Genomic DNA, 22,458 nt, shown 5'->3' with positions numbered 1-22,458 from the left:
TGTTTTGATAATCCTTAATAAAGAAATATGGAAAATGACTTGAGTGATGTAAAGCTTTAAAAACTCCATAGTTTTAAATTAAATCATACGGTCCAAAAATAACGAGACCATTTACCCTTATTATAGATTTCAACTCATAAATAATCCTATTATTTATACTTTGTTGTATACTTAAATTTTTTAAAGAAAATAAATCTATTATTTTTTCAAACTTGGTCCTGTCTAATCCCAATTCACATTTGATGATTTCATATAATTTTTCTTTACTAATCATAATTAATTGTAAAGATTGATATCCAAATGTATATTCGTCAAACAGACTTTTTAATCTAAAAGGCATTGCAACTACAGAGCGTATTTCTTCAGAGGTAATACCATACTTTTCTTTTAGAAACTCTTCTACCTTTTCTTTCATTGATAAAAGATCCAAATTCATTTCTTCTAATTTAGATAATAAATTTTTATTTTTAATAACGTAATTCTCTGGTTTCTCGATACTAGAATCGAATTTTGATTTTTCATAGTATGTATCTACTATTTCATCTTGTTTTTGACGTTCTAATATCTCTGAAATATCAAGTTTTTCTTGTCTATCTTTAAAAATACTATCTAACACATTCTCTAAGTTTATTAATATTCTCGATAAGGAAATTGCAGTAACCAAGTTACAATACCCCGCTTCTAATTCACCTATAGAGGTACCAAGAAAATCATCATTATCAATTTCATAAACTAGTTCAATCAACAAATTTGTAATACCATATTCATTCATCCAAAGCCAGTATTCTTTATCTCCTGAATCAATTGCAGCTCTAAAATATTGCCTATGCATAAGCATTACCATTATTACATCTTCTCTTGTATAAAAAGACAAATGCGCTTTAATAATGCATTTAATATCTTCAATTAATCGATTAATATTTTCTACTGTATATTCCATACCATTAAATTGTTCTCTTAAATAAGTTTCGCTTCTATAAAATAAAAAGTCATCTTTAAACAAAGTTTCTCCCCAAGATTCAATACTCTTAAAAAGCGAAAACTTAAAAAATTCTACAGTACATTCTTCGCAATAATTACTTTCAGGAGTTAACAGTAAAGCGCTTTGACATTCTTTACATTTCACCATTAAATACACTCCTACTATTTCATATTTATCTTTAAAGATAATAATCTTAAGTTAGCATTCAACTATTTTTACTACACAATAGCTTCCCTTAGCATATAACTAACTGTAGAACCTCTATTGACCAAAAAATTCAAAACAACTATCACTTTGTTACGTAATGCGGGTTTTTTCTTGAAACTTAATCTATTTTCTAAAATATATCGTTGCATATACTCTTCTATATAATATTCCGTATTTACTTCTAACTTTTTTTGTTCAAGATGCAGATTATTGCTAATTATTTCATATAACCAATCAATCCCTTGTGAAAGATAATTATTATATCCAACAGTATTTAAAACTCTTCCAATAGCATACAAAACACCTGGCTTATAACCTAATTCATAACTTATATATCTAAAAAATAAATGGTCATCCTTCTTTAATGAATGCCAAGATTTTATCTTATCGTTCCACCAATGGAATGCAAATAAATAAGTTATAACTATTTGATGAATATCATCATGATATTCTCTTGAAGAAACGGTTCTATCCCTTTCTTCTGTTTTTTTACATAAAGATATTATAATAGGTTGAATATTGTTCCATATATTCCAAAATTCATCATACTTATCCATTTCATCTTGTTTAAGAATAATATCTCTTAAAAGCCACTCAAAGCTTTCACAACTATTTATAAACGGTTCAAAAGCTCTTATTAACTTCTTTTGTTCTTCTAATGATATACACATCAAATATTTTGCCAACCATTTAATATACTCCATTTCGGTTTCTATATTTGCTACAACATCTTCTCTTCTTTTATGTCGTTTTTCAAATAAGACTTCCCAAATATTTTTTCCGATTTCTATTGATTTCATTACAGTAATCTCATTAGTTGGTGCCAAAAGCATATTTAAATTAAGTAACGAATTATAACTTAAATTTGAAAAATCATTCGGAATAGCATAGACATTTTTTATAATATTATTTATTACATGTTGATTTTTATTGATAAATTCAATCGATGAAATTCCATTATATATAGTAACCTCTGAATCATATAGGGGTTTTAATTTAACATAACCACAGAAAATACCTGATGCTATTTTAAAATTTTGTTCCCACATTTTAGTTGCAAAAGATTGAATTACTAGTTTATTAGAATCTAGTATTAATATTAAAAGTAATTCAATAGATTTCTTTAGAGATATGTCACTCATATCTTCATTTGATAGTATTAGTGGCAAAATATTAATTGCCGCTTCAAAACCACTTCCTGCTTGAATAACATTCCCACTTTCAATGTTTAATTCAATATAATTTAAAATACTATCTTTACAGTAGTGATAGTCATCTTCAGAAATTAATTCTTTATAGTCCCTTATTAATATAGCGAAAACATATATTGGAGCATATTTTTGAAGATAAAAATATTCATTATTTTTACTCTCCCAAATTTCTCTAGCTTCCCCTAAGGCTTTTAAAGGATTATTTTCATAGTCTATATACTTTTCATTATCCCTTTTATGCACAAAACGTGCAATTGCCCACATATACAAATCATTTCTATTAAATATTTTTCTGTTTTTCTCTTCCGTTTCATTATGAATTTCAACTAAAGAAGCAGGTAGTTCGAACACCAAAGGGACATATGTGTGTCCATCCTTTTCGAAAAAATTATCAGTATCAGGCTTTAATTTTCTGATATCCATTCTATAGTATGCGAATTGATATTCTTCCTCAAATTGCTCTATTTTCTCAAACACTTTATCGAGTTGACTATATAAAATTTTATTTCTATTCTCTAAAACTTCAATAGGTAGTTTTTCTAAATTTAATTGATACTCAAGAATTACATCTTCTAGCCTTTTCTTTCTAAAATCTTGATTATTGGTCCTTATTCTCTCATCTTCATATAATTTGTTAGCCGGAACTACACCCTTCAAAAAATTTGATCCAAATTCTTTAACAGCTCGGATGTTATCTAATATAAAAATCTCTTTGGAAGAAATTAATATGCATGCGATGTTAAATAACTTTTGAGGGTATGCCTCCACTAAACTTACTACTACTGATGTTAGAGCTGCCGATTGAGAACTTAATAGTTTTATACAAATCTTTTCTATAACTCCTGGTATTTCTTTGAAAACGAATAATAACCATCTTTCTAACGCCATCAGGATACTTTCAAGTAAATTAGGAGCTGGATATGTACCTCTGTGCATCAGCCATAAACGTTCGCTCGCTACTTGCTCTATTTCTTTTCCATTAGGTAGGTTAATTTTAATTGTTAAGAGTTCATCATACTTCTCGACCAATTCCGAATTGGAGTAATCTATGGTTATCTTATTGAATAAATCAATAATAAAATCTATGGTCTCCCAAGGGCTAGACTGCAATAGTCTAAATATAGGTGTTTGAAAAGCACTTGATGGATAATAATCATGAGAAGTTGAGTCATTTAGTCCAAAAGCATCTTCAATTTCACGTGGACTATAAAACACACTGTCTTTTTTAAAAAACCAATATTTATTTGCTAAATCAAATACTAATTTAGGATTCGAGTCAACTAAATTTCCACAATTATATACATTAGTTAATCCCTGCACACACAAATCATAATATTTATGCAGATGATTGAAATCTGTATCTGTTGTTACCTCTTCTACAATGATAGATAACTCACTGTCAATTTCCCAGGCACTTGATAATATCACATTATTTATTTTCTCGATTTTTTTATCATTTAACTTATAGATTAACGATTCATCAGCTTTTACTTTATTGTATAAATATAATGCAATTAAACCTGCATGTTTGGTTTCACTGCCTTTTACATTATGTGAAGTCCAATTATATAAACATTCAATAACTAACATTATATTTTGAGGTTTCCATTCTATTGTTGTTAGATTTTCATAGATGAAATTAAAAATATAACCCCATCCTGCTCCAGTTGGCTTTGTGGATCTATAAAGATTTGCAGATTTTTGTTCTTCAGAAGTTAAAATTTTATTCCAAAAGTCATCATTTATAATTCTACAAGTAGTATTTAATAAGAATATTGCCCTGAATAATAATTTGTATTCATCTCTAGTTAACATGGGTTTTATAAGGTTTATTGAAATTTGATTATCTTCAATGCTCATTAAAGTTATCAAAATCTCATCTTTCCAAATTGAAGAAATTTTACTCGTATAAAATACTTCTATAATAAAATCTTTAATACCTCCTGTTTTTTGTACCAACTTATCTTTAAGCCATAAACGAAGATTTTTTCTCACAACTAAACTGTCACCAATCTCTTCAAAAAAGCTTTTACAGTCCTCTTTCTTAATATATAAATTTTCAAATATATGTTTTAATACAATTTCTTCATAGATATCATGACTCAAGGAATATCCTCTCATAACTTCATCATAGAATATTATTTCATCTTCCCTGAGTGCCGCAATTGCTTCTGAATCATCATATAGTTGATATTCATAGTAATATACACCCCTATTCGCACAAGATAGGACAATATTACAAATAGTCTTTTCTCTACGAATATCCAACTCTCTATAATGATTAGTATTTTTAATTTTATACGTCCATATACTTTCTATAAATTGTTCAATTGTTGAAATATCGCTATTATTTCCACAAGCTATCTCAATATATAAATTTAGATAAAACAAATTACAAATTAGATTAATATAGGATTCTTCTTTCGGAAGGGGAAAATCTGAATCCTTTAATAAATATTGTAATTCTTGTTTTGACAAAGTCTCTATCTTTAATTCTTGATATCTTATCCCATGTAAAAAAGTATTAATAAAATTATCCTTGTGTACTGTCCTTACTGTAAAAATAATTTTCCATCCATACTTAATCGATAAGTTCACAAACTCATTAAATGTATCTCGGTTATTCATCACTAATACTTTTTCCGTGGAATCAATCAAACAAACCTTATTTTCATCATCTTGGAAAAGCTTTAAATAATCTTCAAAAGTATACTCTCCAAATCTCCGTGAGAACTCTGCAAAAGTAGTAACATCAAAATCTGTCGCTTTAAAAGCGATATTAGCTCCATTTTCATTTTCTAATAAATCTTTTGCAAAGCCCGACTTACCCGATCCCCCCTCACCATAAATAATTAAACATGGAATTTCTGACTCATAAAAAGAGTGGATATCAAAATCATTATTATTATTTATTTTAATGATTTGGTCTCTATATCTTATAGTTGACTTTATATTCTCTAATTTACTTTGACTATGAAGTTTAACTTGAGCTAAGTACCCTTTAATTCCTGAATCTGGATTAAAAAAATAATCTCTAATAAGTTCCAATTCAGGTCTCATTAACATTATCTCGAAATTACTTTTGACTCTCCATTCCACAAGAATATCTCTCTCAAGACCATATTGTTCAATTTCTGTTTGATATTCAGGCTTTACAGCATCTTTCTTACTACTTGCACTCAATTCTTTATTCGTATAAATTATAAATCTATCAATTTCAGGATATTTAGTTTTTGCGCCCTTAATAGCATTTTTTAATTCTGTTTTTTTATCAGCAATACTAGTACCTGCATCGTAATATTTCGCCTGAAATCCAATACATCCTTCTCCAATTGTTACAGGTAAAGTTTCCACATACGGCTGATTAAAGTATCTAAATATTCCTGTTTCGATTTTAAACTCATGACAAAAGAGTATATAAGCTAAATGTTCAAATACATCTCTAGCCTTCTCAGTAAATTTATATTGAAACACATCCCAATTAATACCTATATCTTTATACATAACATTACCTCTTAATAAATTTTTCTAATTATTGCTTTAGCTCTATGCCTAAAATCTTTCTTTTCATGCCGTAAAGTCAAAAAATTTTTTTGTTAAAATGTAACCTTTCCTTATCCCAAGTTCTATGACTATCAATTATTCCACTTAAAATTTGAGGATAACAATAGCTTTTATTCTGCTGGTTATTAATGAAACATATTAAAGTTGATAATGCTCTGTCTTCACGTTCTACTTCAATCACGCTGACTTCTTTATTTGAAAATAGCTTGATCTCAGCAATCACATACTTCCTTTCAGTAACACCATCACTCAAATAAACAAACCTTTTTATATCAGAAAACTCCTTCAAACTCCCTTGAAGGTTCACATTTATCGACTGCACTTCTCCTTGTACTTGAATATCGTAAAGGGATTTATTTTCTAATCCCTTAGTAACCGTATTTCCACCAACATCTGAGGTAGCTCTTTTACCTTGATTATCAATAAAATATCTTTTCGTATTTTCATCCTCAAAATTACGTTGCATATTAGAGTTTCTACGAATTTTTGTTACTTTCGGTAGCTTCGCATACTCATGCACTTGATTATCCATTTCAATTAAATCGAATTTATCTGTAGTACCTTCAACTTCTTCATCAAGCGTTAATTCATTTTGTTGGCTGCCATTACTGCTTTTACTATGAATCGTGTACTTTTTCGCTCCTGACTTTTCTGTTTGTACGATTTCGGGGTGTGAAAATAAAATTTCACTATAAGGTATTTGTTTGTTCTTCACATGGTGATTCTAAGAATTGTGCCACCATTAGAATTTGGTTTAACAATCGCTTTAATTGTTATTGGCTTTGTAAATAACCACTCCAATTTTACAGGCCCAGTATTGATAAATGTGTAGGCTACATTTTAAATACTCTTCTTAAATCTTGATTGGATAGTAGCCAAACTAATTGATAGAGAAAATTGTCTTTTGTGTATTTACGATGAATCATATTGCTCTCACCTTCTCAGAAAAATCTTTTCTTACTGTTTTGATTTGTTGAATTTGGTTTACATCCAGCTTATCTAATAAATCTAGTTCTATCGCTTTAGTGATAACTAAATGCTTAAATAGCGAAAGACCACAACCAACAGCCATGCCAAAATCACGTTCAAATTCTTTAACAAGCTGTTTCACCGTTTGATCTTCCGCTAATAATTTTTGATAAAATATATGCTCATATCATCTATCTCATATGCTGTAACTTCTTCAAATCCTTCAATAACAGAAAGGTCCGAATAGCCATGCACAAATGCAATATTATGTGCCATGTCTTTTCGTATTTCTAGCTCCGTCACAATCCCCCAGTCAACATCTTGTCGTTCCCAATAGACACGTTCAATCTCAAATTTCTCTAAAACGCGTTCGTCCATTAAATCGTCTTTGTATTTTAACGTGCGTGCTAAATACTGATGTTGCTGGTCTTTATTAATCGTTATTAAAAAATCTGTCGTCATTTCAACTGGCTCTCCAGTCTTCGGGTTAGTTGGATGCTTGATACCTAGCTCACCTGCAATAACGATTGTTTCTTCAATAGGTAGCAGTGGATATTGTTCACATATCAATTACCAAATCGGAATATTCCAACAAATATAAGTAGTTTTGTTCCAAATATGATAAGAACTGGAAAACGGCAAGGGATTTTAATGCCCTTCAAACGTGTAACACGACCCAATGAAGGTACATCTTGAATTGTCACCCACGGCTTATAATCAACCCCTAAACCTTGTCCGCGACCTTCTTTATATTTTCTTATCAATAGAGGGCGAACGTTTTCGCTTGGACATTCTATCTTTACCTTCTTCCTAAATTTAAATAAGTATTAAATCACATTTATAGCTATTCTAGAAAAATTACGTTTCTGTATACTAGGTATTTTCAAATTGAATTGTTGAATTGCATTCTTTTCAAAATACTCATCACAGTAATAATTATGATATTGAGCTACCCACTCGTATTTAGAATAAAGTTTATTATCGCTTTTGAAGTTGTTCAATTTAGTTAAAATAATATCCTTGTGACTTTGTATTTTTTGAATATATTCCATGATATCTTCAGTCGTGTTATATACTTCATGTAGTCCATACAAATAATTAATAAAAACTTTATCATCTTCATCTATTAATAAATGTGAATTCTGTGGAGCATATGATGCAGAACCATAATAGCCCAGGTGTTGCGATACCATTTTAATCATTTCATCACTTAAAATAATTCTAGGATAAATTGCCTTACTACTTTCTAAATCATGCGCTTCAATTAACGCTGGTCCATAAGCAAAATCATCATCACCATAGTAATCTCCTAAATCAATACCGCCACGCAAGAAATACCCATTTAATGTCATCTCTAATTGGTAATCAATAAATGACATAAACAAACTACCTGATTGCCCTTCACCATCTTCAAATCTTGGATATGCTAGTATGACATTGTCAGTAAATGTTTTAAAATGACCATATGGGTTCATCTCTCTCATTAACGCATATTGTTTTGTAAGAATTTTATGAAGATCTTTAAGTAAGTGATTTCCAGACTGTAGGTTAGGTGTGTTTATAATTAAACTTGAAAAACCTAAAATATCAGTAAAACAAACTATCGATTCTAATAGACTCGGATTATTGGGATTATATTTGGGTAACATTTTCACTCCACCTTGAATAATAAAAAATAACCTCTTACGGATATCATAACGAAGAGGTTATTTTTTATCAAACTTTATTATAAATGATCAATCTTTTTTATAAAACTACAATCATATCCAAAGGGGTAAAACACTTTATTCTACAGTAACACTCTTCGCAAGGTTACGAGGCTTATCAACATCACAACCGCGATGCAGTGCAGCATAGTAAGCGATCAGCTGCAATGGAACAACAGAAACCAATGGAGCAAGCGCTGAGTTTACTTCCGGTAGTACAAATCTGTCATCCGCATCGTCTAAGCCTTTCAGTGAAATGATGCATGTGTTTGCTCCGCGAGCGGCAACTTCTTTGACGTTTCCGCGGATGCTTAGGTTTACGTGCTCTTGTGTTGCCAGTGCGAATACTGGTGTACCTTGTTCGATCAAGGCAATCGTGCCGTGCTTTAGTTCTCCGCCGGCAAAGCCTTCTGCCTGAATGTAAGAAATCTCTTTCAGCTTCAGCGCGCCTTCGACACATACGAAGTAGTCAAGGCCGCGGCCGATGAAGAATGCGTTTCTTGAAACAGTCAGGTATTCACGGGCGATCATTTCCATTTCATCCTTCTGATCGCAAAGGGCTTCCATTGCATTCGCTGCAATTCCCAGCTCTTGAACGAGGTCAAAACCAATGTCAACGCCGTTTCTTTCAGCAGCCACTGATGCAAGGATTGCCAGAACGGCAATTTGTGCAGTGTATGCTTTTGTTGATGCAACGGCAATTTCAGGGCCGGCATGCAGAAGCAATGTGTAATCCGCTTCACGGGAAAGAGTTGATCCCGGTACGTTTGTAATCGTCAGGGCTTTGTGGCCCATTGCTTTTACCTGTACGAGAACTGCTCGGCTGTCCGCTGTTTCTCCGCTTTGAGAAAGGAAGATGAAAAGCGGTTTTTTCGATAGAAGAGGCATATTGTATGAGAATTCGCTCGCAACATGAACTTCCACAGGCACGTTTGCCCACATTTCGATGTATTGTTTTCCAACAAGTCCCGCGTGGTAGCTCGTTCCGCAAGCCACAATGTAAATGCGGTCCGCTTCAGCTACAGCGTCAGCGATATCGCCTGCCACTGAAAGCTTGCCGTTTTCGTCTTGGTACGTTTGGATGATTTTGCGCATGACAAGCGGCTGTTCATCCGTTTCTTTCAACATGTAGTGAGGGTATGTGCCTTTTTCGATATCACTGGCATCAAGTTCTGCGATATAAGACGCACGTGTCATGATCTCACCGTCAAGGTTTTTAATCACGACTTGGTCATCAGTGACGATCACCATTTCTTTATCCATCAGCTCCACATATTCATTCGTTACTTGAAGCATCGCCATCGCATCAGATGCAACAACATTAAATGTATCTCCAAGTCCGACCAATAGCGGGCTTTTGTTTTTTGCGACAAAAATCGTTTCTTTGTTCTCGCTGTCGAATAAAGCAATTGCATAAGAGCCTTTTAACAGTGTAAGTGTTTTGCGGAACGCTTCTTCTGTCTCAAGTCCTTCGTTTACAAATTGCTCGATTACTTGAACGACAACCTCCGTATCTGTATCGCTTTTTAATTCTGTGTTCTGTAAATACTCGCGCTTCAGCTGAACGTAGTTCTCGATCACGCCGTTATGAACAAGTGTAAAGCGGCCTAATGCGCTTTGATGCGGATGGGCATTCAGATAACTTGGTTCGCCGTGAGTTGCCCAGCGTGTATGTCCGATACCTGCTTGAGAAGCGACGTTTTGATCAACGACTTCACGAAGATCGGCGATGCGTCCTTTTTCTTTGTACACATGTACGCCCTGTTCATTCGCAACTGCAATACCGGCGGAATCATAGCCGCGATACTCAAGCTTCTCCAACCCTTTTAACAAGATTTCCTTCGCATCAAGCTGACCGATATAACCTACAATACCACACATTTTTTCTTCCTCCTAAGTTATACAAGGAGACGAAGAAAGCCGATTTCATGGGGACTTTCAGTCGTCCCCTCATACATGTTATTTTGGAAGACCATGTGATTTCTCTTTGTTCAAGGAGTCGCCTCCTTGTTTTGAAGAAATCCTTACGGCTGTGATCTTGATAAATCAGCCGGGAGGCATCCGCCGAAATTTCGATAACCTCCATCCTCGTCAACTAAGCCGTTTTTCGGGCGCTTAGTCCGGGCGCTATAATTATAAGTACCTTACTATCCTGCCTTTCCTGTTGAATGAAAAACAAAGACAAGACAAGCTTGATTTTACAACATGTGCCAAGAATGGTCAATTGATTTATGAACCATCTTTGCAACATGTCTCACAATCATTCTATGCCAATCGCGCTTGTCTCGTTCTCTTCTCTGTTTATACGTTTCGTTACTCGATTCCCATTTCTGACCGGACGACATTAACAATTCTTGTGACATATTCGTCACAAAGTTCTTTTGTCCGAGCTTCAGCCATAACACGAACGAGCGGCTCCGTACCCGACGGACGCACTAAAATACGGCCGTCACCGTTCATTTCTTTCTCGACTTCAGAAATGACTGCCTTTACTTTTTCGTTTTCTTCCACTTTATACTTATCAGATACTTTTACATTCACTAAAAGCTGCGGGAATTTCTGCATTTCAGCCGCAAGCTCTGACAGCGGTTTGCCGGATGCTTTGAGCGTGTTCATCAGCATGATCGCTGACAGCAGTCCATCGCCGGTTGTGTTGTAGTCAAGGAAAATTAAGTGTCCTGACTGCTCGCCTCCGACGTTGTAACCTTCTTTTCTCATTGCCTCTACGACATAACGATCGCCGACTGCCGTCTGTATGCTTTTGATTTCTTCTTTCTCAAGGGCTTTGTAGAAGCCGAGGTTGCTCATTACTGTTGAAACAACTGTTTCTTCCTTCAGGCGCCCTTCAGATTTCAAGTATTTCGCGCATATGTACATGATTTGATCGCCGTCCACGACATTTCCTTTTTCATCAACGGCAATCAGGCGGTCGCCGTCACCGTCAAAAGCCAGGCCGATATCGGCGTTTTTCTCTTTTACGAAAGCACTTAACGCCTCAGGGTGCGTTGAGCCGACTCCGTCGTTGATATTTAAGCCGTTCGGAGAGGTTCCCATTGTCGACACGTCCGCATCCAAATCTGCAAACAGATGTGTCGCGAGCGATGACGTGGCACCGTGTGCACAGTCAAGCGCTACATGAATGCCTGTGAAATCATCGTCCGCTGACTGCTTCAAGAATTGCAGATATTTCTGCCCGCCTTCAAAATAGTCATTAACAAGGCCAAGATCAGCTCCGACCGGTCTTGGCAGCTTATCCTCAGGCTCATCCATCAGACGCTCGATTTCCTCTTCCTGTTCATCTGAAAGCTTAAATCCGTCTCCTCCGAAAAACTTAATGCCGTTGTCCTGTACTGGATTATGAGAGGCGGAGATCATGACGCCCGCCTCGGCATCCATGGCTTTGGTTAAATAAGAAACTCCCGGTGTTGAAATGACACCCAAACGCATCACTTCAGCTCCGATTGATAAAAGTCCGGCGACAAGGGCTCCTTCCAGCATATGTCCGGAAATGCGTGTATCGCGGCCAATCAGCACTTTTGGACGTTGTTTATCTTTTGTCAGCACATACCCGCCAAAACGACCGACTTTAAAGGCCAGCTCAGGTGTAAGTTCACTGTTGGCAACACCTCTTACACCATCTGTTCCAAAATACTTGCCCATTTATAATCGCTCCTTTTTCATTCTCATGAAGATTGTGAATCTGTATCTGATTCATCTTCGTTTTGATCATTGTTTTGATCTTGGTTTTTGTCTTGTTTTTGATCCTTGCTCTTGTCACTGTCCTGATTCTTTTTTTGGTCACTCTCTTTTTCATCTGTCTGGTCACTTTCATTCTGATTGCCGGACGTACTGCTGTCTTTCTTCTCAGTTGAAGAAGTGCTGTTTTTAGATGTAAGCCTTATTTTGGCGTTTTTTTTCGCCAAGGACCAAGTTACATTCTGCGGACCGTTTACTTCAAGCTTGACGCTGTGTTCCCCGTCGTCCAGATCTGAGACATTGACATACAGCTCGACGTCTGATTTTTTCAGACTGTCTATAATACTGGGAGAACCTTTTGCAGTGACGTTCATCATTTTGGATTTCGGATCAAGAAATTCAATATTTTGCGTGCTGCTCAGCCCCACCGTTTTAATGGAAACTCCGTCAAAATCCTTATCGGCCTCACTGTCCACTTTAATATTTAATGTGATTTTTTCAGGCGATATTTTTTTCACTCCGTCTGGAAGCGGAATATCTGCCTCCATCTCTGTGTCCTTACTAATTTTACTTAAATCAACGTTAACTCCGTCGATAAATTCAAGCGAATCCAATACATCCTGCGGGCCGTAGACGGTCACCTCGCTCGGACTTGACTCTATATTAGAAATGCTGACACCGTCAGGAAGGCTGCCCGTACGCTCGACTTTAAAGGGTACCTTTTTGCTCGGGCTTGTCACCGGGACCGTGATTTTGATCACTGACGGCTCAACATCGACAGGGAGCGCATTCCCGTCTTTGTCATAGACGGTCACTTTGGCTTCCTTTTCAATCGTCTCATCTGCATTCTCAAGGTTAATTGACGCTTTGACAAGAGAAATATTATCAATTACGTCTTTAGAACCGGTAATCTGAACATTTTTCGGACTGACAATCGGCTGCTGCGGAGAGTAGCCTTCTTTCATTTTATTTTTATTATAATATTCGACTTCAACGGGGAAGCTTTCCGACGTTTTTTCCTGAATCGTCACTGTTGTCACGGATGGATTGATTGAAACCGTCAGCCCTTCGGCAACATTTTTGGCTTTCAGTTCTACTTTATGTGTGCCGGTCTTCAGCTTCTCCATATCGGCGTAAATTTCGAAATTCTTTGTCTGTCTCGCTTTTTTGACAGCGCTTGTTGTACCTTTTATCGTTACATTCACCGTCTGCGGAACACCTGTGACGACGTAATTTTCTTCATCATAATACGATTTGACGGGTATATCCGTCAGTGTTGCTTCATCAGTTGTCGATGTCGGGAAAAATGATTCCCCTGGTTTTTTTGGAGTCGGCGCTTGTTCGCTGTTCACCGCAACATAAAGCAAAAGTGCAAAAAGCAGCGCGATGATCTTCACAGCCCAGCGGTTGTTTAGGAACTTATCCATTTTTCTTCGCCCTCCAATACCAGCGATTCGAAGAAGTGTCTCTGGAATTTTTCTTAAACTCGGCTTCAAGCATTTCTTTCAACTCTTCTTCTGTCAATTCTCTGTGAAGGTCTCCGTTCCTCGCTACACTGATGCCGCCGGTCTCTTCGGACACAATAATCGTTAAACTGTCCGTGACTTCACTGATGCCGACAGCGGCTCTGTGCCGCGTACCCAGTTCCTTAGAAATGAACGGGCTTTCGGAAAGAGGCAAATAACAGGCGGCTGCCGCGATTTCATTATTCTTCATAATGACGGCCCCGTCATGAAGCGGGGTATTCGGAATAAAGATATTGATTAAAAGCTCAGAACTCACTTGAGCCTTTAACGGAATACCCGTTTCAATATAATCCCCCATACCTGTATCCCGTTCAATTGTTAAAAGGGCGCCAATCCGGCGTTTTGCCATATAATTAACCGCTTTTGTAATCGCTTCGATTTTCTTATGCTGTGCTTCCTCCACAGGAGTGCCGCTTCTTGAGAAAAAACGGCCCCGGCCAAGCTGTTCAAGCGCTCTTCTCAGCTCCGGCTGGAATATAATGATGATTGCTAAAAATCCCCATGTTATCGCTTGGTCTGTCAGCCACAATAGTGTGCTGAATCCCAAATATGAACTGGCGGTCCGGACTAACACGATGACAACGATCCCTTTCAAGAGCTGGACCGCTTTCGTGCCCCGTATCACCATAATTAATTTATATATCACATACCAAACAAGGAGAATATCAACGGCATTGCCGAGGTACTGCAAAAAAGGGATATCCTCAAAAGCCATTTCCTCGTCCTCCAAGAATTCAGTCATTTCGTTTCTTATGTCAATTTTCGTTCAACAATGGCATATGTACTTTACATAGCGAGCCCATTATACCACATTTTGTTTTCTCAAGTGAAATCGCACAGCCGCCCAAAAATTGTAATTGCTTTATAAAAAAAGAGTAAAGCAGAAATGCTTTACTCTTCTCCGTTCGGGTTTACGGCGTGTACTACACTTTGTCCCGCTGACTTCATTTTATACCAAACCCAGTCGAATAATTCATCAATCTCCTCGATCTCACCGGTAACTTGTCCTGCAGACGCCATGTATTTCTCACCGTTTACCACTGTTACGTTGCCATCTATTTTCCCTTTAATAATAAGCTTGCCGTTTTTTACAGTGACATCGCCTTTCACCGTCTCGCCCTCAGGCACGATGACAGTGCTGTTATGCACCAGGAGATTCGGCTGCTTTGACACGCTGAAATTGTGGTCACTGTGCCAGCTGTTGAAAAACCCTCCGCCCATCAGGATAATGAATACCGCCGCGGCCGCGATAATAGGATGGGATCTGAACCATCTTTTAACTGACGCTCTTTTCTTCTCCTTAGGCAGTTTCGCCATCACATTAGCGGTAAAGTCGGCAGGGGCCTCAACATGCGATGTGCTCCGGACAAGCGCTATGGATTTCTCCATCTCGTAAAAGTGCTTTCTGCACCCTTCGCATAATCGCAAATGGTCTTTTAATTCTTTTTCATCTTTCGGAAGGATATCTCCATCAAGATGTTTATGCATAAGCTGAACAATTTGTTCCGGACAGCTCATTTCATCACCCCACTTAAAGATCCCTTAATTGTTTTCTGAGAGCCTCTCTGCCTCTGTGAATTCTTGTTTTCACCGTTCCCACAGGAATGTTCAGAATCTCGCCGATTTCAATTAATGAGAGTTCATCAATATATTTTAATACGATGACAGTCCTGTACTTGTCTGGAAGCTTTAATATTTTCTGCTGAATGGTGCTCGACAGCTCAAGCGACAGTACTGCGTCTTCGGGGAGAACCCCGTCTGCGGCGATCTGCGAATACATAGTCAGGCCTTCTGTGCCCGCCACCTCTGCATCCAGGTAATAATCCGGCTTTTTTTTACGAATACGGTCGATGGTCAAATTGGTTGCAATTCTGTAAAGCCATGTTGAAAATTTCCGGTTAATATCAAAACTGTCGATATTGACGTACGCTCTGATGAAAGCCTCCTGTGCAATATCCTCCGCCTCATGCACATTGCCAAGCATACGGTAGCAAAGCTGATAAATTTTGTCCTTATAAATATCTACGATGTCTGCGAATGCGTTTTGGTCGCCTTTTTTTACTTGCTTGATTCTTTTTTTGATCATTGTTTCCATGTTTTATCTAACCTCTGCCTTCACCGGTCTGTATGTATACGAACTTCGTTTCAAAAGGTTTCATTTTTTATTATAAAAATAGTTTATCAAATTTTTGGCAGGGTGTAGATGGAAAATCGACAATATACTACCTTAATATATGCTTAAAAATAGTATATATGGTTAATAATCAAAAAACGAAAAGAATCAGCATAGAAAAAGACACCTTTTTAACAAAAGGTGTCTGTGACTGGGCTAGCTGGATTCGAACCAACGCATGACGGAGTCAAAGTCCGTTGCCTTACCGCTTGGCTATAGCCCAAAAATGGTGGAGGGGGGCAGATTCGAACTGCCGAACCCTGAGGGAGCGGATTTACAGTCCGCCGCGTTTAGCCACTTCGCTACCCCTCCATATTCATTTGGAAAACAGTGCCGGCCAGAGGACTTGAACCCCCAACCTACTGATTACAAGTCAGTTGCTCTACCAATTGAGCTAGGCCGGCAAATGGTGGAGGATGACGGGCTCGAACCGCCGACCCTCTGCTTGTAAGGCAGATGCTCTCCCAGCTGAGCTAATCCTCCATTTGGTGACCCGTACGGGATTCGAACCCGTGTTACCGCCGTGAAAGGGCGGTGTCTTAACCGCTTGACCAACGGGCCGTTTTTGTTTCCGTTAAGCTGACAAAAGTTATTATATACAGGTTGCACACCTTTTGTAAAGAGAAAATTTATTTTTTTTATTTTCAAACTTTTTTACCCCTTTTTTAACTGAAAAAGTCCTTCAATTCGCGGACATTTATTTTATGATAGAGCTATCACACGCTATGAGAGGAGACCATTCATATGATATTAGTCAGCTCATGCCTGGCGGGTATTGAATGCCGGTATAACGGCTCCCATGCAGCTTCACAAAAAATCCGGCGGCTTATCGAAGAAAATAAAGCGGTGATGGCTTGCCCAGAGCTTCTCGGCGGCTTCACGACTCCGCGCGAACCGGCCGAAATCATTGGAGGCACGGGCGAAGACGTACTTTCAGGCAAAGCAAAAATCATCACCGCATCAGGCGAGGATGTAACTGATTTATATGTGGAGGGCGCTGCCAAAACATTGGCCTATGCTGAAGAGATACAGGCTTCTGCTGTCATTTTGAAAGAGAACAGTCCGTCCTGCGGAAGCAGCTTTATTTATAATGGAGATTTCTCAGGCCAAAAAATCGCCGGTAATGGTGTGACCTCCGCTCTTTTAAAGCAGGCAGGCTACCGTGTCATTTCTGAACATCAGCTAGACGACATCATGTAAAAGGGGGCAAACCTATGAACAACGATGTATCTTTATCCTTATACAAGCCGGAACACTTATCAGAGCTTGCTGATTTTGAACTTAAGGAGACCGATAAACGCTTCACGGCGCTGCCTAAGGATGTGCTTACGCAAGCAATAACGATCCAAGACCGTTATCCTGTCGTTATTTTAAAAGAAGATCTTCCAGTCGGTTTTTTCATTTTACATATATCTAAAGAAACCATCGCTCCCTATTCCAATAATCCGTACGCCATATTACTCAGCGCCTTGTCGATTAATTCTGTTCATCACGGGAAAGGCTATGCAAAACATGCAATGCTCCAGCTTCCCGCGTTTGTAAGCGCATATTTCCCTTGGTGTGATGAAATTTTGCTTGCAGTCAATCATCTTAACACCCGTGCGAAACACCTTTATCTGAAAACAGGTTTTTTGGATAAAGGGCGCAGAAAAATCGGACCGATCGGCGAACAATTAATTCTTCATTATTACCTCTAAAATGTGATGACTGAAATAAAATTTTATAATTACCTAGTCGTTATTGAAATATCATTCCAAAATATCATATACTGAATAGTAAGAATTATTCATAAGGAGGCATGTAAATGTCAGAACAACCGAACATCCATCATCTAACAACCGAATCGCGAAACAAACAAACCTCCAGTATTCATACAGCCAAAACACTGGAGATTTTACAAATGATCAACAATGAAGACTTTAAGGTCGCAGAGGCCGTTCAACAAGTTCTTCCTGATGTAGAAACCGCAGTCGATTTTGCATTTGATTCATTTCAAAATAAGGGCCGGCTCATTTATGCGGGGGCAGGCACGAGCGGCAGACTCGGCGTGTTAGATGCAGTGGAATGCCCTCCCACCTACAGCGTAAGCCCTGAGAAAGTGATCGGATTAATGGCGGGCGGCGCGGACGCATTTTTGCGGGCTTCAGAAGGCATTGAAGATCATGAAGAGGCCGGAGTCGAAGATTTGAAGAAGATAGGGCTCACCGCAAACGACACACTCATCGCAATTGCGGCAAGCGGCAGGACACCATATGCCGCCGGCGCGCTGAAATACGCCCGAAAAATCGGGGCAAAGACAGTATCTCTCACCTGCAATAAAGATTCAGTTATCAGTAAAGAAGCGGACCACAGCATTGAAGTTCTCGTCGGCCCTGAAGTGATTACAGGCTCTACACGCATGAAAGCGGCAACCGCTCATAAAATGATTCTAAACATGATATCAACTGCCGTGATGATTCGGATCGGCAAGGTGTATGAAAACCTGATGGTAGATGTCAAAATCAGCAACAAAAAACTAAAAGAACGCGCTATCGGGATTATTCAAAGCGTCACAGGAGTTTCATATGAAATAGCTAAAGAAACACTCGAAAAAGCCGATCTTCACGTCAAAACAGCCATTGTCATGCTGAAAACCAATACAGACCAACACCGCGCGACGGCTTTACTTAACAAAGCAGACGGTTTTATCGACAAAGCAATTGAACACTACCATTCAACATAAGGAGAGAGTCATATGGCTACCGGCGGATTGTCTATCATTCAATCAATGAAGCAAAAACTCCCTCAATCAGAACGAAAACTTGCAGACTACATATTAAAGCATCCCCATGAAGCCATAAACAGCACTGTCAATGAAATCAGCACCTCAGCCGACACGAGTGACGCGGCAGTCATCAGGCTGTGTAAATCACTCGGTTTAAAAGGGTTTCAAGATCTCAAAATGAGAATAGCGGGAGATCTTATGAAGCCCTCTCTTCAAGGGTACAGAGACATCGCTCCCCACGAGCCGCTATACTCGATTGCTGAAAAGACGGCAGGCAATGCCATTCAAGCCATCCAAGATACCTCTGATATGCTCGATTATCAAGAGCTGGAACGAGCAGTTTCTATGCTTTGCCAAGCCCACACCGTTCATTTTATCGGCGTCGGTGCCTCCGGTATTGTCGCCAAAGACGCTCAGCAAAAATGGCTCCGCATTCATAAACAGGCGACAGCTTTTACAGATACACATCTGGTGGCGTCTTTAATCGCGAATGCCGACGAGCGTGACATTGTCTTTGCCATTTCTTTTTCAGGAGAAACACAGGAAATGATTGACCTTCTTTCTATGGCGCGGGAAAAGGGGATTACCACAATGAGCCTTACGCAATTCAGCCAGACCTCTGTATCCTCTTTAGCTGATGTTTCCTTATATACCGCTCATTCAAATGAAGCGCCATTTCGCAGTGCCGCCACATCTTCCCGCCTCGCTCAGCTTTTTATGATTGATATGCTATTTTTAGGCATGGCAGCGGAGCGATATGAAGAAACAGTCGGTTATATAGATAAAACAAGAGAAGCCATCCGATCCATGAGAAAGACATAAGCTTTTCAAAATTGGGAGGGGTTTTGCATGAGCAAAGAAGAATATTACAGCACTTTGGCGGAAAAAATCCTAGAGTATTGCGGCGGTAAAGCCAATATCTCATCCTATACCCATTGCATGACACGCTTGCGGATCACGCCTTATGATTCTGACCAAACTGATATTAAGGCTTTAAAACAGCTTGACGGCGTTCTTGGCGTTGTCGAAGCCGAAACCTTGCAAATCATCCTTGGCACAGGAGTCGTCAACCATGTCACTGCCGCATTCTCTAAGCTTCTGTCATCAGGCGAAGATTTCAATTTAAAAGAAGCGGCCGCGAATAAGAAAGCGGCCATTAATAAAAAGAATGCGACTCCGTTTAAACTGTTTTTGCGGAAAATCGCCAGCATCTTTATCCCTCTTATTCCCGCACTCGTCGCATCAGGACTGATCACGGGAATTACCAAAGCCGTCGTTCAGGCGGGGTGGCTCCCTAAAGAATCTCAAATAGCGCTTATTTTAACGGTTATCGGTTCCGGGCTGTTCACCTATCTCGGCATTCTCGTCGGCATCAATGCAGCCAAAGAATTTGGCGGGACACCCGCGCTTGGCGCTCTGGCAGGCATTTTGATTATCAATCCAGAGATTGCGAACATCAGTTTATTCGGTGAACACCTGCTTCCAGGCAGGGGAGGACTGATCGGCGTTTTATTCGCAGCTATATTCATTGCCTATACAGAACAATTCGTTCGCCGTTTTATTCCTCAATCACTTGATATCATCCTTACTCCTACTATCTCGCTGCTTCTAACCGGCATTTTGACATATGTAATCTTTATGCCGGCCGGAGGATTCATTTCCGATCTGATCACTTCGGGTCTGTTAGCCATTTTACAAGTTGGCGGTGTGTTTGCCGGGTTTATACTGGGCGCAGCCTTCCTCCCGCTTGTCGTAACAGGCCTTCATCAAGGATTAACGCCGGTGCATCTTGAATTAATTCAGTCCATCAAGGATGACCCGCTCCTTCCTATATTAGCTATGGGAGGCGCAGGACAGGTCGGCGCAGCCTTTGCCATTTTCATCAAAACAAAAAAGACCGCGTTAAAGAGAGCGATCGCAGGCGGGATTCCGTCAGGTCTGCTCGGTATCGGCGAACCGCTTATTTTCGGTGTGACACTTCCGCTCGGCCGCCCATTTTTGACAGCTTGTTTAGGAGCAGGCGTCGGCGGCGCCTTTCAAGCCCAATTTCAAATTGCCACGACATCAATTGGAGTATCAGGACTGCCGCTTACTTTTCTCGTCCATACACACCAAATCGTTCTGTACTTAATAGGACTGTTGATTGCATACGCGGCTGGCTTTTTGTTAACGTACGCATTCGGTTTTAAAGATGAAATGGCGGATGAATTCGATTAAGGCCGGGCTGTTTTGGGATAGTAAACGGCATGGCGACACTTTTATAGCAGGAGCGATCTTATGAAAATCATGACTCTGGCGATACTCAGCTCATTATTGACAGTCTCAGTTTTGACGCCGCATGGGGCATTGGCACAAACATCCCTCCGACAAACAGTCGATCCAGTCTATACAAAACCATTAAATACAGAAAAATCACACTTTTCGTCCAAGAAATTAAGGAAGGTTGATCGAATGATTGAACATGACATTGCAGCAGGCTTTCCGGGAGCCGTTCTTGTCGTCGTCAAGGACGGACGCATTATCAAAAAGAAAGCATATGGCTACAGCAAAAAATACGATGGGGACACACTTTTGCGTCATCCAATGAAAATGAAAACCGATACGATGTTTGATTTAGCTTCTAACACCAAAATGTACGCAGCCAACTTTGCTCTTCAGCGATTAGTCAGCCAAGGGAAACTGGACATTTATCAAAAGGTTTCTGCCTACTTGCCTGAATTCAAAGATCACCAAGAAGATAAAATCAAAGGAAAAAGCCTTGTTCGTGTGATTGATGTCCTTCAGCACCGATCAGGGCTGCCATCCAGCTTTTATTTTTATCGACCGGATTCTGCCGGGGATTATTATTCACAGGACCGTAAAAAAACGATTCAGTACCTTACTCAAATCCCCTTAGAATACGAAACCGGGACAAAACACGTATATAGTGATATCGGGTATATGCTGCTGGGGTGTATCATCGAAAACATCACCGGCAAGCCAATTGATGTCTATACGGAGCAAGAGCTTTACAAGCCGCTCGGACTGACACATACAGTCTATAATCCGCTTCAAAAAGGCTTTAAGCCAAAGAACTTCGCTGCAACCGAGAGGCTGGGCAATACAAGAGACGGCGCTATACATTTCCCTAATATCAGATCCGAAACCCTGCAAGGGGAAGTCCACGATGAAAAAGCATTTTACTCGATGGGCGGCGTTTCAGGCCATGCCGGATTATTTTCACGGGTGGATGATATGGCAGTTCTTCTGCAAGTCATGTTAAACGGCGGAAGCTACAAAAAAGTTTCATTATTTAACCGGCAAACCGCAGATCTATTTACGGCTCCATCCGAAACAGATCCGACGTTCGGACTTGGCTGGAGAAGAAATGGCAGTAAAGATATGGAGTGGATGTTCGGTCCTTACGCGAGCGAGAAAGCTTACGGCCATACAGGCTGGACCGGCACGGTTACAATCATTGACCCTGAATACAACTTAGGCATCGCGCTTTTAACAAATAAAAAACATTCACCTGTAGTGAATCCCGATGTAAATCCGAATGTGTTTGAGGGAGATCAATTTCCAACCGGCAGTTACGGAAGCGTGATTACCGCGATTTATGAAGCAATGGAATGAAATTACAAGTCTTTTGTCTAGACTACAACGATAGGAGGACGTTTT

General features: G+C 39.0%; 18 protein-coding genes and 5 tRNA genes. 6 read left to right on the top strand and 17 right to left on the bottom strand.

Annotation, left to right across the window (positions count from 1 at the left end; genetic code table 11):
- Positions 1–73: 73 nt before the first annotated feature.
- From AAHT65_RS07975 to AAHT65_RS07895, 17 genes are all read right to left on the bottom strand, one after another.
- Entirely contained in the window at positions 74–1,129 is a 1,056-nt protein-coding gene (locus AAHT65_RS07975; protein WP_343311289.1) for a hypothetical protein, read from the bottom strand.
- Between the two features lie 71 nt (positions 1,130–1,200).
- Complete coding sequence (locus tag AAHT65_RS07970) at positions 1,201–5,904, bottom strand: hypothetical protein (protein WP_343311288.1); 4,704 nt, start codon at positions 5,902–5,904, stop codon at positions 1,201–1,203.
- A gap of 76 nt (positions 5,905–5,980) precedes the next feature.
- Positions 5,981–6,679: a Tn7-like element transposition protein TnsE gene (locus AAHT65_RS07965; RefSeq protein WP_343311287.1), complete on the bottom strand. Its 699-nt coding sequence runs from the start codon at positions 6,677–6,679 to the stop codon at positions 5,981–5,983.
- A gap of 207 nt (positions 6,680–6,886) precedes the next feature.
- A complete protein-coding gene (locus AAHT65_RS07960; protein WP_343311286.1) occupies positions 6,887–7,075 on the bottom strand; it encodes a TnsA endonuclease C-terminal domain-containing protein in 189 nt (62 codons plus the stop codon).
- 14 nt (positions 7,076–7,089) lie between these two features.
- On the bottom strand, positions 7,090–7,503 hold the full coding sequence (locus AAHT65_RS07955) for a TnsA endonuclease N-terminal domain-containing protein (RefSeq protein WP_343311285.1): 414 nt from the start codon (positions 7,501–7,503) through the stop codon (positions 7,090–7,092).
- A 257-nt stretch (positions 7,504–7,760) separates the two neighbouring features.
- Positions 7,761–8,582, bottom strand: coding sequence for a hypothetical protein (locus tag AAHT65_RS07950; RefSeq protein ID WP_343311284.1), 822 nt, complete (start codon positions 8,580–8,582; stop codon positions 7,761–7,763).
- Positions 8,583–8,717: 135 nt separating this feature from the next.
- A complete protein-coding gene (gene glmS / locus AAHT65_RS07945) occupies positions 8,718–10,520 on the bottom strand; it encodes a glutamine--fructose-6-phosphate transaminase (isomerizing) (protein WP_343311282.1) in 1,803 nt (600 codons plus the stop codon).
- Between the two features lie 432 nt (positions 10,521–10,952).
- A complete protein-coding gene (gene glmM, locus AAHT65_RS07940) occupies positions 10,953–12,299 on the bottom strand; it encodes a phosphoglucosamine mutase (RefSeq protein ID WP_003327882.1) in 1,347 nt (448 codons plus the stop codon).
- A 23-nt stretch (positions 12,300–12,322) separates the two neighbouring features.
- Positions 12,323–13,762 carry a CdaR family protein gene (locus tag AAHT65_RS07935; RefSeq protein ID WP_010787464.1) on the bottom strand — a complete coding sequence of 480 codons (1,440 nt, stop codon included), beginning with the start codon at positions 13,760–13,762 and terminating at the stop codon, positions 12,323–12,325.
- Positions 13,755–14,576 carry a diadenylate cyclase CdaA gene (gene cdaA / locus AAHT65_RS07930; RefSeq protein WP_003327879.1) on the bottom strand — a complete coding sequence of 274 codons (822 nt, stop codon included), beginning with the start codon at positions 14,574–14,576 and terminating at the stop codon, positions 13,755–13,757. The genes AAHT65_RS07935 and cdaA overlap by 8 nt, the downstream gene beginning before the upstream one ends.
- A 176-nt stretch (positions 14,577–14,752) precedes the next feature.
- Positions 14,753–15,379 carry an anti-sigma-W factor RsiW gene (gene rsiW / locus AAHT65_RS07925; protein ID WP_003327878.1) on the bottom strand — a complete coding sequence of 209 codons (627 nt, stop codon included), beginning with the start codon at positions 15,377–15,379 and terminating at the stop codon, positions 14,753–14,755.
- A gap of 13 nt (positions 15,380–15,392) precedes the next feature.
- A complete protein-coding gene (gene sigW / locus AAHT65_RS07920) occupies positions 15,393–15,956 on the bottom strand; it encodes an RNA polymerase sigma factor SigW (RefSeq protein ID WP_003327877.1) in 564 nt (187 codons plus the stop codon).
- A gap of 229 nt (positions 15,957–16,185) precedes the next feature.
- Positions 16,186–16,257 (bottom strand) — tRNA-Gln (locus tag AAHT65_RS07915).
- 4 nt (positions 16,258–16,261) lie between these two features.
- A tRNA-Tyr gene (locus tag AAHT65_RS07910) sits at positions 16,262–16,346 on the bottom strand.
- Between the two features lie 19 nt (positions 16,347–16,365).
- Positions 16,366–16,438, bottom strand: a tRNA-Thr gene (locus AAHT65_RS07905).
- Between the two features lie 3 nt (positions 16,439–16,441).
- A tRNA-Val gene (locus tag AAHT65_RS07900) sits at positions 16,442–16,517 on the bottom strand.
- A 3-nt stretch (positions 16,518–16,520) separates the two neighbouring features.
- Positions 16,521–16,595: transfer RNA gene (locus AAHT65_RS07895), tRNA-Glu, on the bottom strand.
- A gap of 183 nt (positions 16,596–16,778) precedes the next feature.
- On the opposite strand from AAHT65_RS07895, the gene AAHT65_RS07890 reads away from it, so the two are divergent.
- The 6 genes from AAHT65_RS07890 (at position 16,779) to pbp4b (ending at position 22,413) form a co-directional block, all read left to right on the top strand.
- Complete coding sequence (locus tag AAHT65_RS07890) at positions 16,779–17,234, top strand: DUF523 domain-containing protein (RefSeq protein ID WP_010787462.1); 456 nt, start codon at positions 16,779–16,781, stop codon at positions 17,232–17,234.
- A 14-nt stretch (positions 17,235–17,248) separates the two neighbouring features.
- On the top strand, positions 17,249–17,731 hold the full coding sequence (locus AAHT65_RS07885; protein ID WP_268494486.1) for a GNAT family N-acetyltransferase: 483 nt from the start codon (positions 17,249–17,251) through the stop codon (positions 17,729–17,731).
- Positions 17,732–17,838: 107 nt separating this feature from the next.
- Entirely contained in the window at positions 17,839–18,756 is a 918-nt protein-coding gene (murQ, locus tag AAHT65_RS07880; protein ID WP_343311281.1) for an N-acetylmuramic acid 6-phosphate etherase, read from the top strand.
- Between the two features lie 12 nt (positions 18,757–18,768).
- Positions 18,769–19,620 carry a MurR/RpiR family transcriptional regulator gene (locus tag AAHT65_RS07875; protein WP_094231253.1) on the top strand — a complete coding sequence of 284 codons (852 nt, stop codon included), beginning with the start codon at positions 18,769–18,771 and terminating at the stop codon, positions 19,618–19,620.
- A 27-nt stretch (positions 19,621–19,647) separates the two neighbouring features.
- The gene (locus AAHT65_RS07870; protein WP_010787458.1) at positions 19,648–21,015 is read left to right on the top strand and encodes a PTS transporter subunit EIIC; all 1,368 of its coding nucleotides are present in this window, start codon (positions 19,648–19,650) and stop codon (positions 21,013–21,015) included.
- Positions 21,016–21,075: 60 nt separating this feature from the next.
- Positions 21,076–22,413 (top strand): penicillin binding protein PBP4B, encoded by a 1,338-nt coding sequence (gene pbp4b, locus AAHT65_RS07865; protein WP_268494484.1) that lies wholly within the window; start codon positions 21,076–21,078, stop codon positions 22,411–22,413.
- Positions 22,414–22,458: the final 45 nt, after the last annotated feature.

It is taken from the genome of Bacillus atrophaeus (assembly GCF_039519175.1).
Lineage (GTDB): Bacteria > Bacillota > Bacilli > Bacillales > Bacillaceae > Bacillus > Bacillus atrophaeus.
Note: the sequence above shows the minus strand (reverse complement) of the source record. Positions and strands in the feature narration are given on the sequence as shown.

Bases quoted from the DNA above. Each gene is read 5' to 3' on its own strand.
- glmS (WP_343311282.1), bottom strand. From the start codon at position 10,520: ATGTGTGGTATTGTAGGTTATATCGGTCAGCTTGATGCGAAGGAAATC.
- AAHT65_RS07875 (WP_094231253.1), top strand. From the start codon at position 18,769: ATGGCTACCGGCGGATTGTCTATCATTCAATCAATGAAGCAAAAACTC.
- sigW (WP_003327877.1), bottom strand. From the start codon at position 15,956: ATGGAAACAATGATCAAAAAAAGAATCAAGCAAGTAAAAAAAGGCGAC.
- pbp4b (WP_268494484.1), top strand. From the start codon at position 21,076: ATGAAAATCATGACTCTGGCGATACTCAGCTCATTATTGACAGTCTCA.
- rsiW (WP_003327878.1), bottom strand. From the start codon at position 15,379: ATGAGCTGTCCGGAACAAATTGTTCAGCTTATGCATAAACATCTTGAT.
- AAHT65_RS07890 (WP_010787462.1), top strand. From the start codon at position 16,779: ATGATATTAGTCAGCTCATGCCTGGCGGGTATTGAATGCCGGTATAAC.
- AAHT65_RS07870 (WP_010787458.1), top strand. From the start codon at position 19,648: ATGAGCAAAGAAGAATATTACAGCACTTTGGCGGAAAAAATCCTAGAG.
- AAHT65_RS07970 (WP_343311288.1), bottom strand. From the start codon at position 5,904: ATGTATAAAGATATAGGTATTAATTGGGATGTGTTTCAATATAAATTT.
- AAHT65_RS07885 (WP_268494486.1), top strand. From the start codon at position 17,249: ATGAACAACGATGTATCTTTATCCTTATACAAGCCGGAACACTTATCA.
- cdaA (WP_003327879.1), bottom strand. From the start codon at position 14,576: ATGGCTTTTGAGGATATCCCTTTTTTGCAGTACCTCGGCAATGCCGTT.
- AAHT65_RS07975 (WP_343311289.1), bottom strand. From the start codon at position 1,129: ATGGTGAAATGTAAAGAATGTCAAAGCGCTTTACTGTTAACTCCTGAA.
- AAHT65_RS07935 (WP_010787464.1), bottom strand. From the start codon at position 13,762: ATGGATAAGTTCCTAAACAACCGCTGGGCTGTGAAGATCATCGCGCTG.
- glmM (WP_003327882.1), bottom strand. From the start codon at position 12,299: ATGGGCAAGTATTTTGGAACAGATGGTGTAAGAGGTGTTGCCAACAGT.
- murQ (WP_343311281.1), top strand. From the start codon at position 17,839: ATGTCAGAACAACCGAACATCCATCATCTAACAACCGAATCGCGAAAC.
- AAHT65_RS07950 (WP_343311284.1), bottom strand. From the start codon at position 8,582: ATGTTACCCAAATATAATCCCAATAATCCGAGTCTATTAGAATCGATA.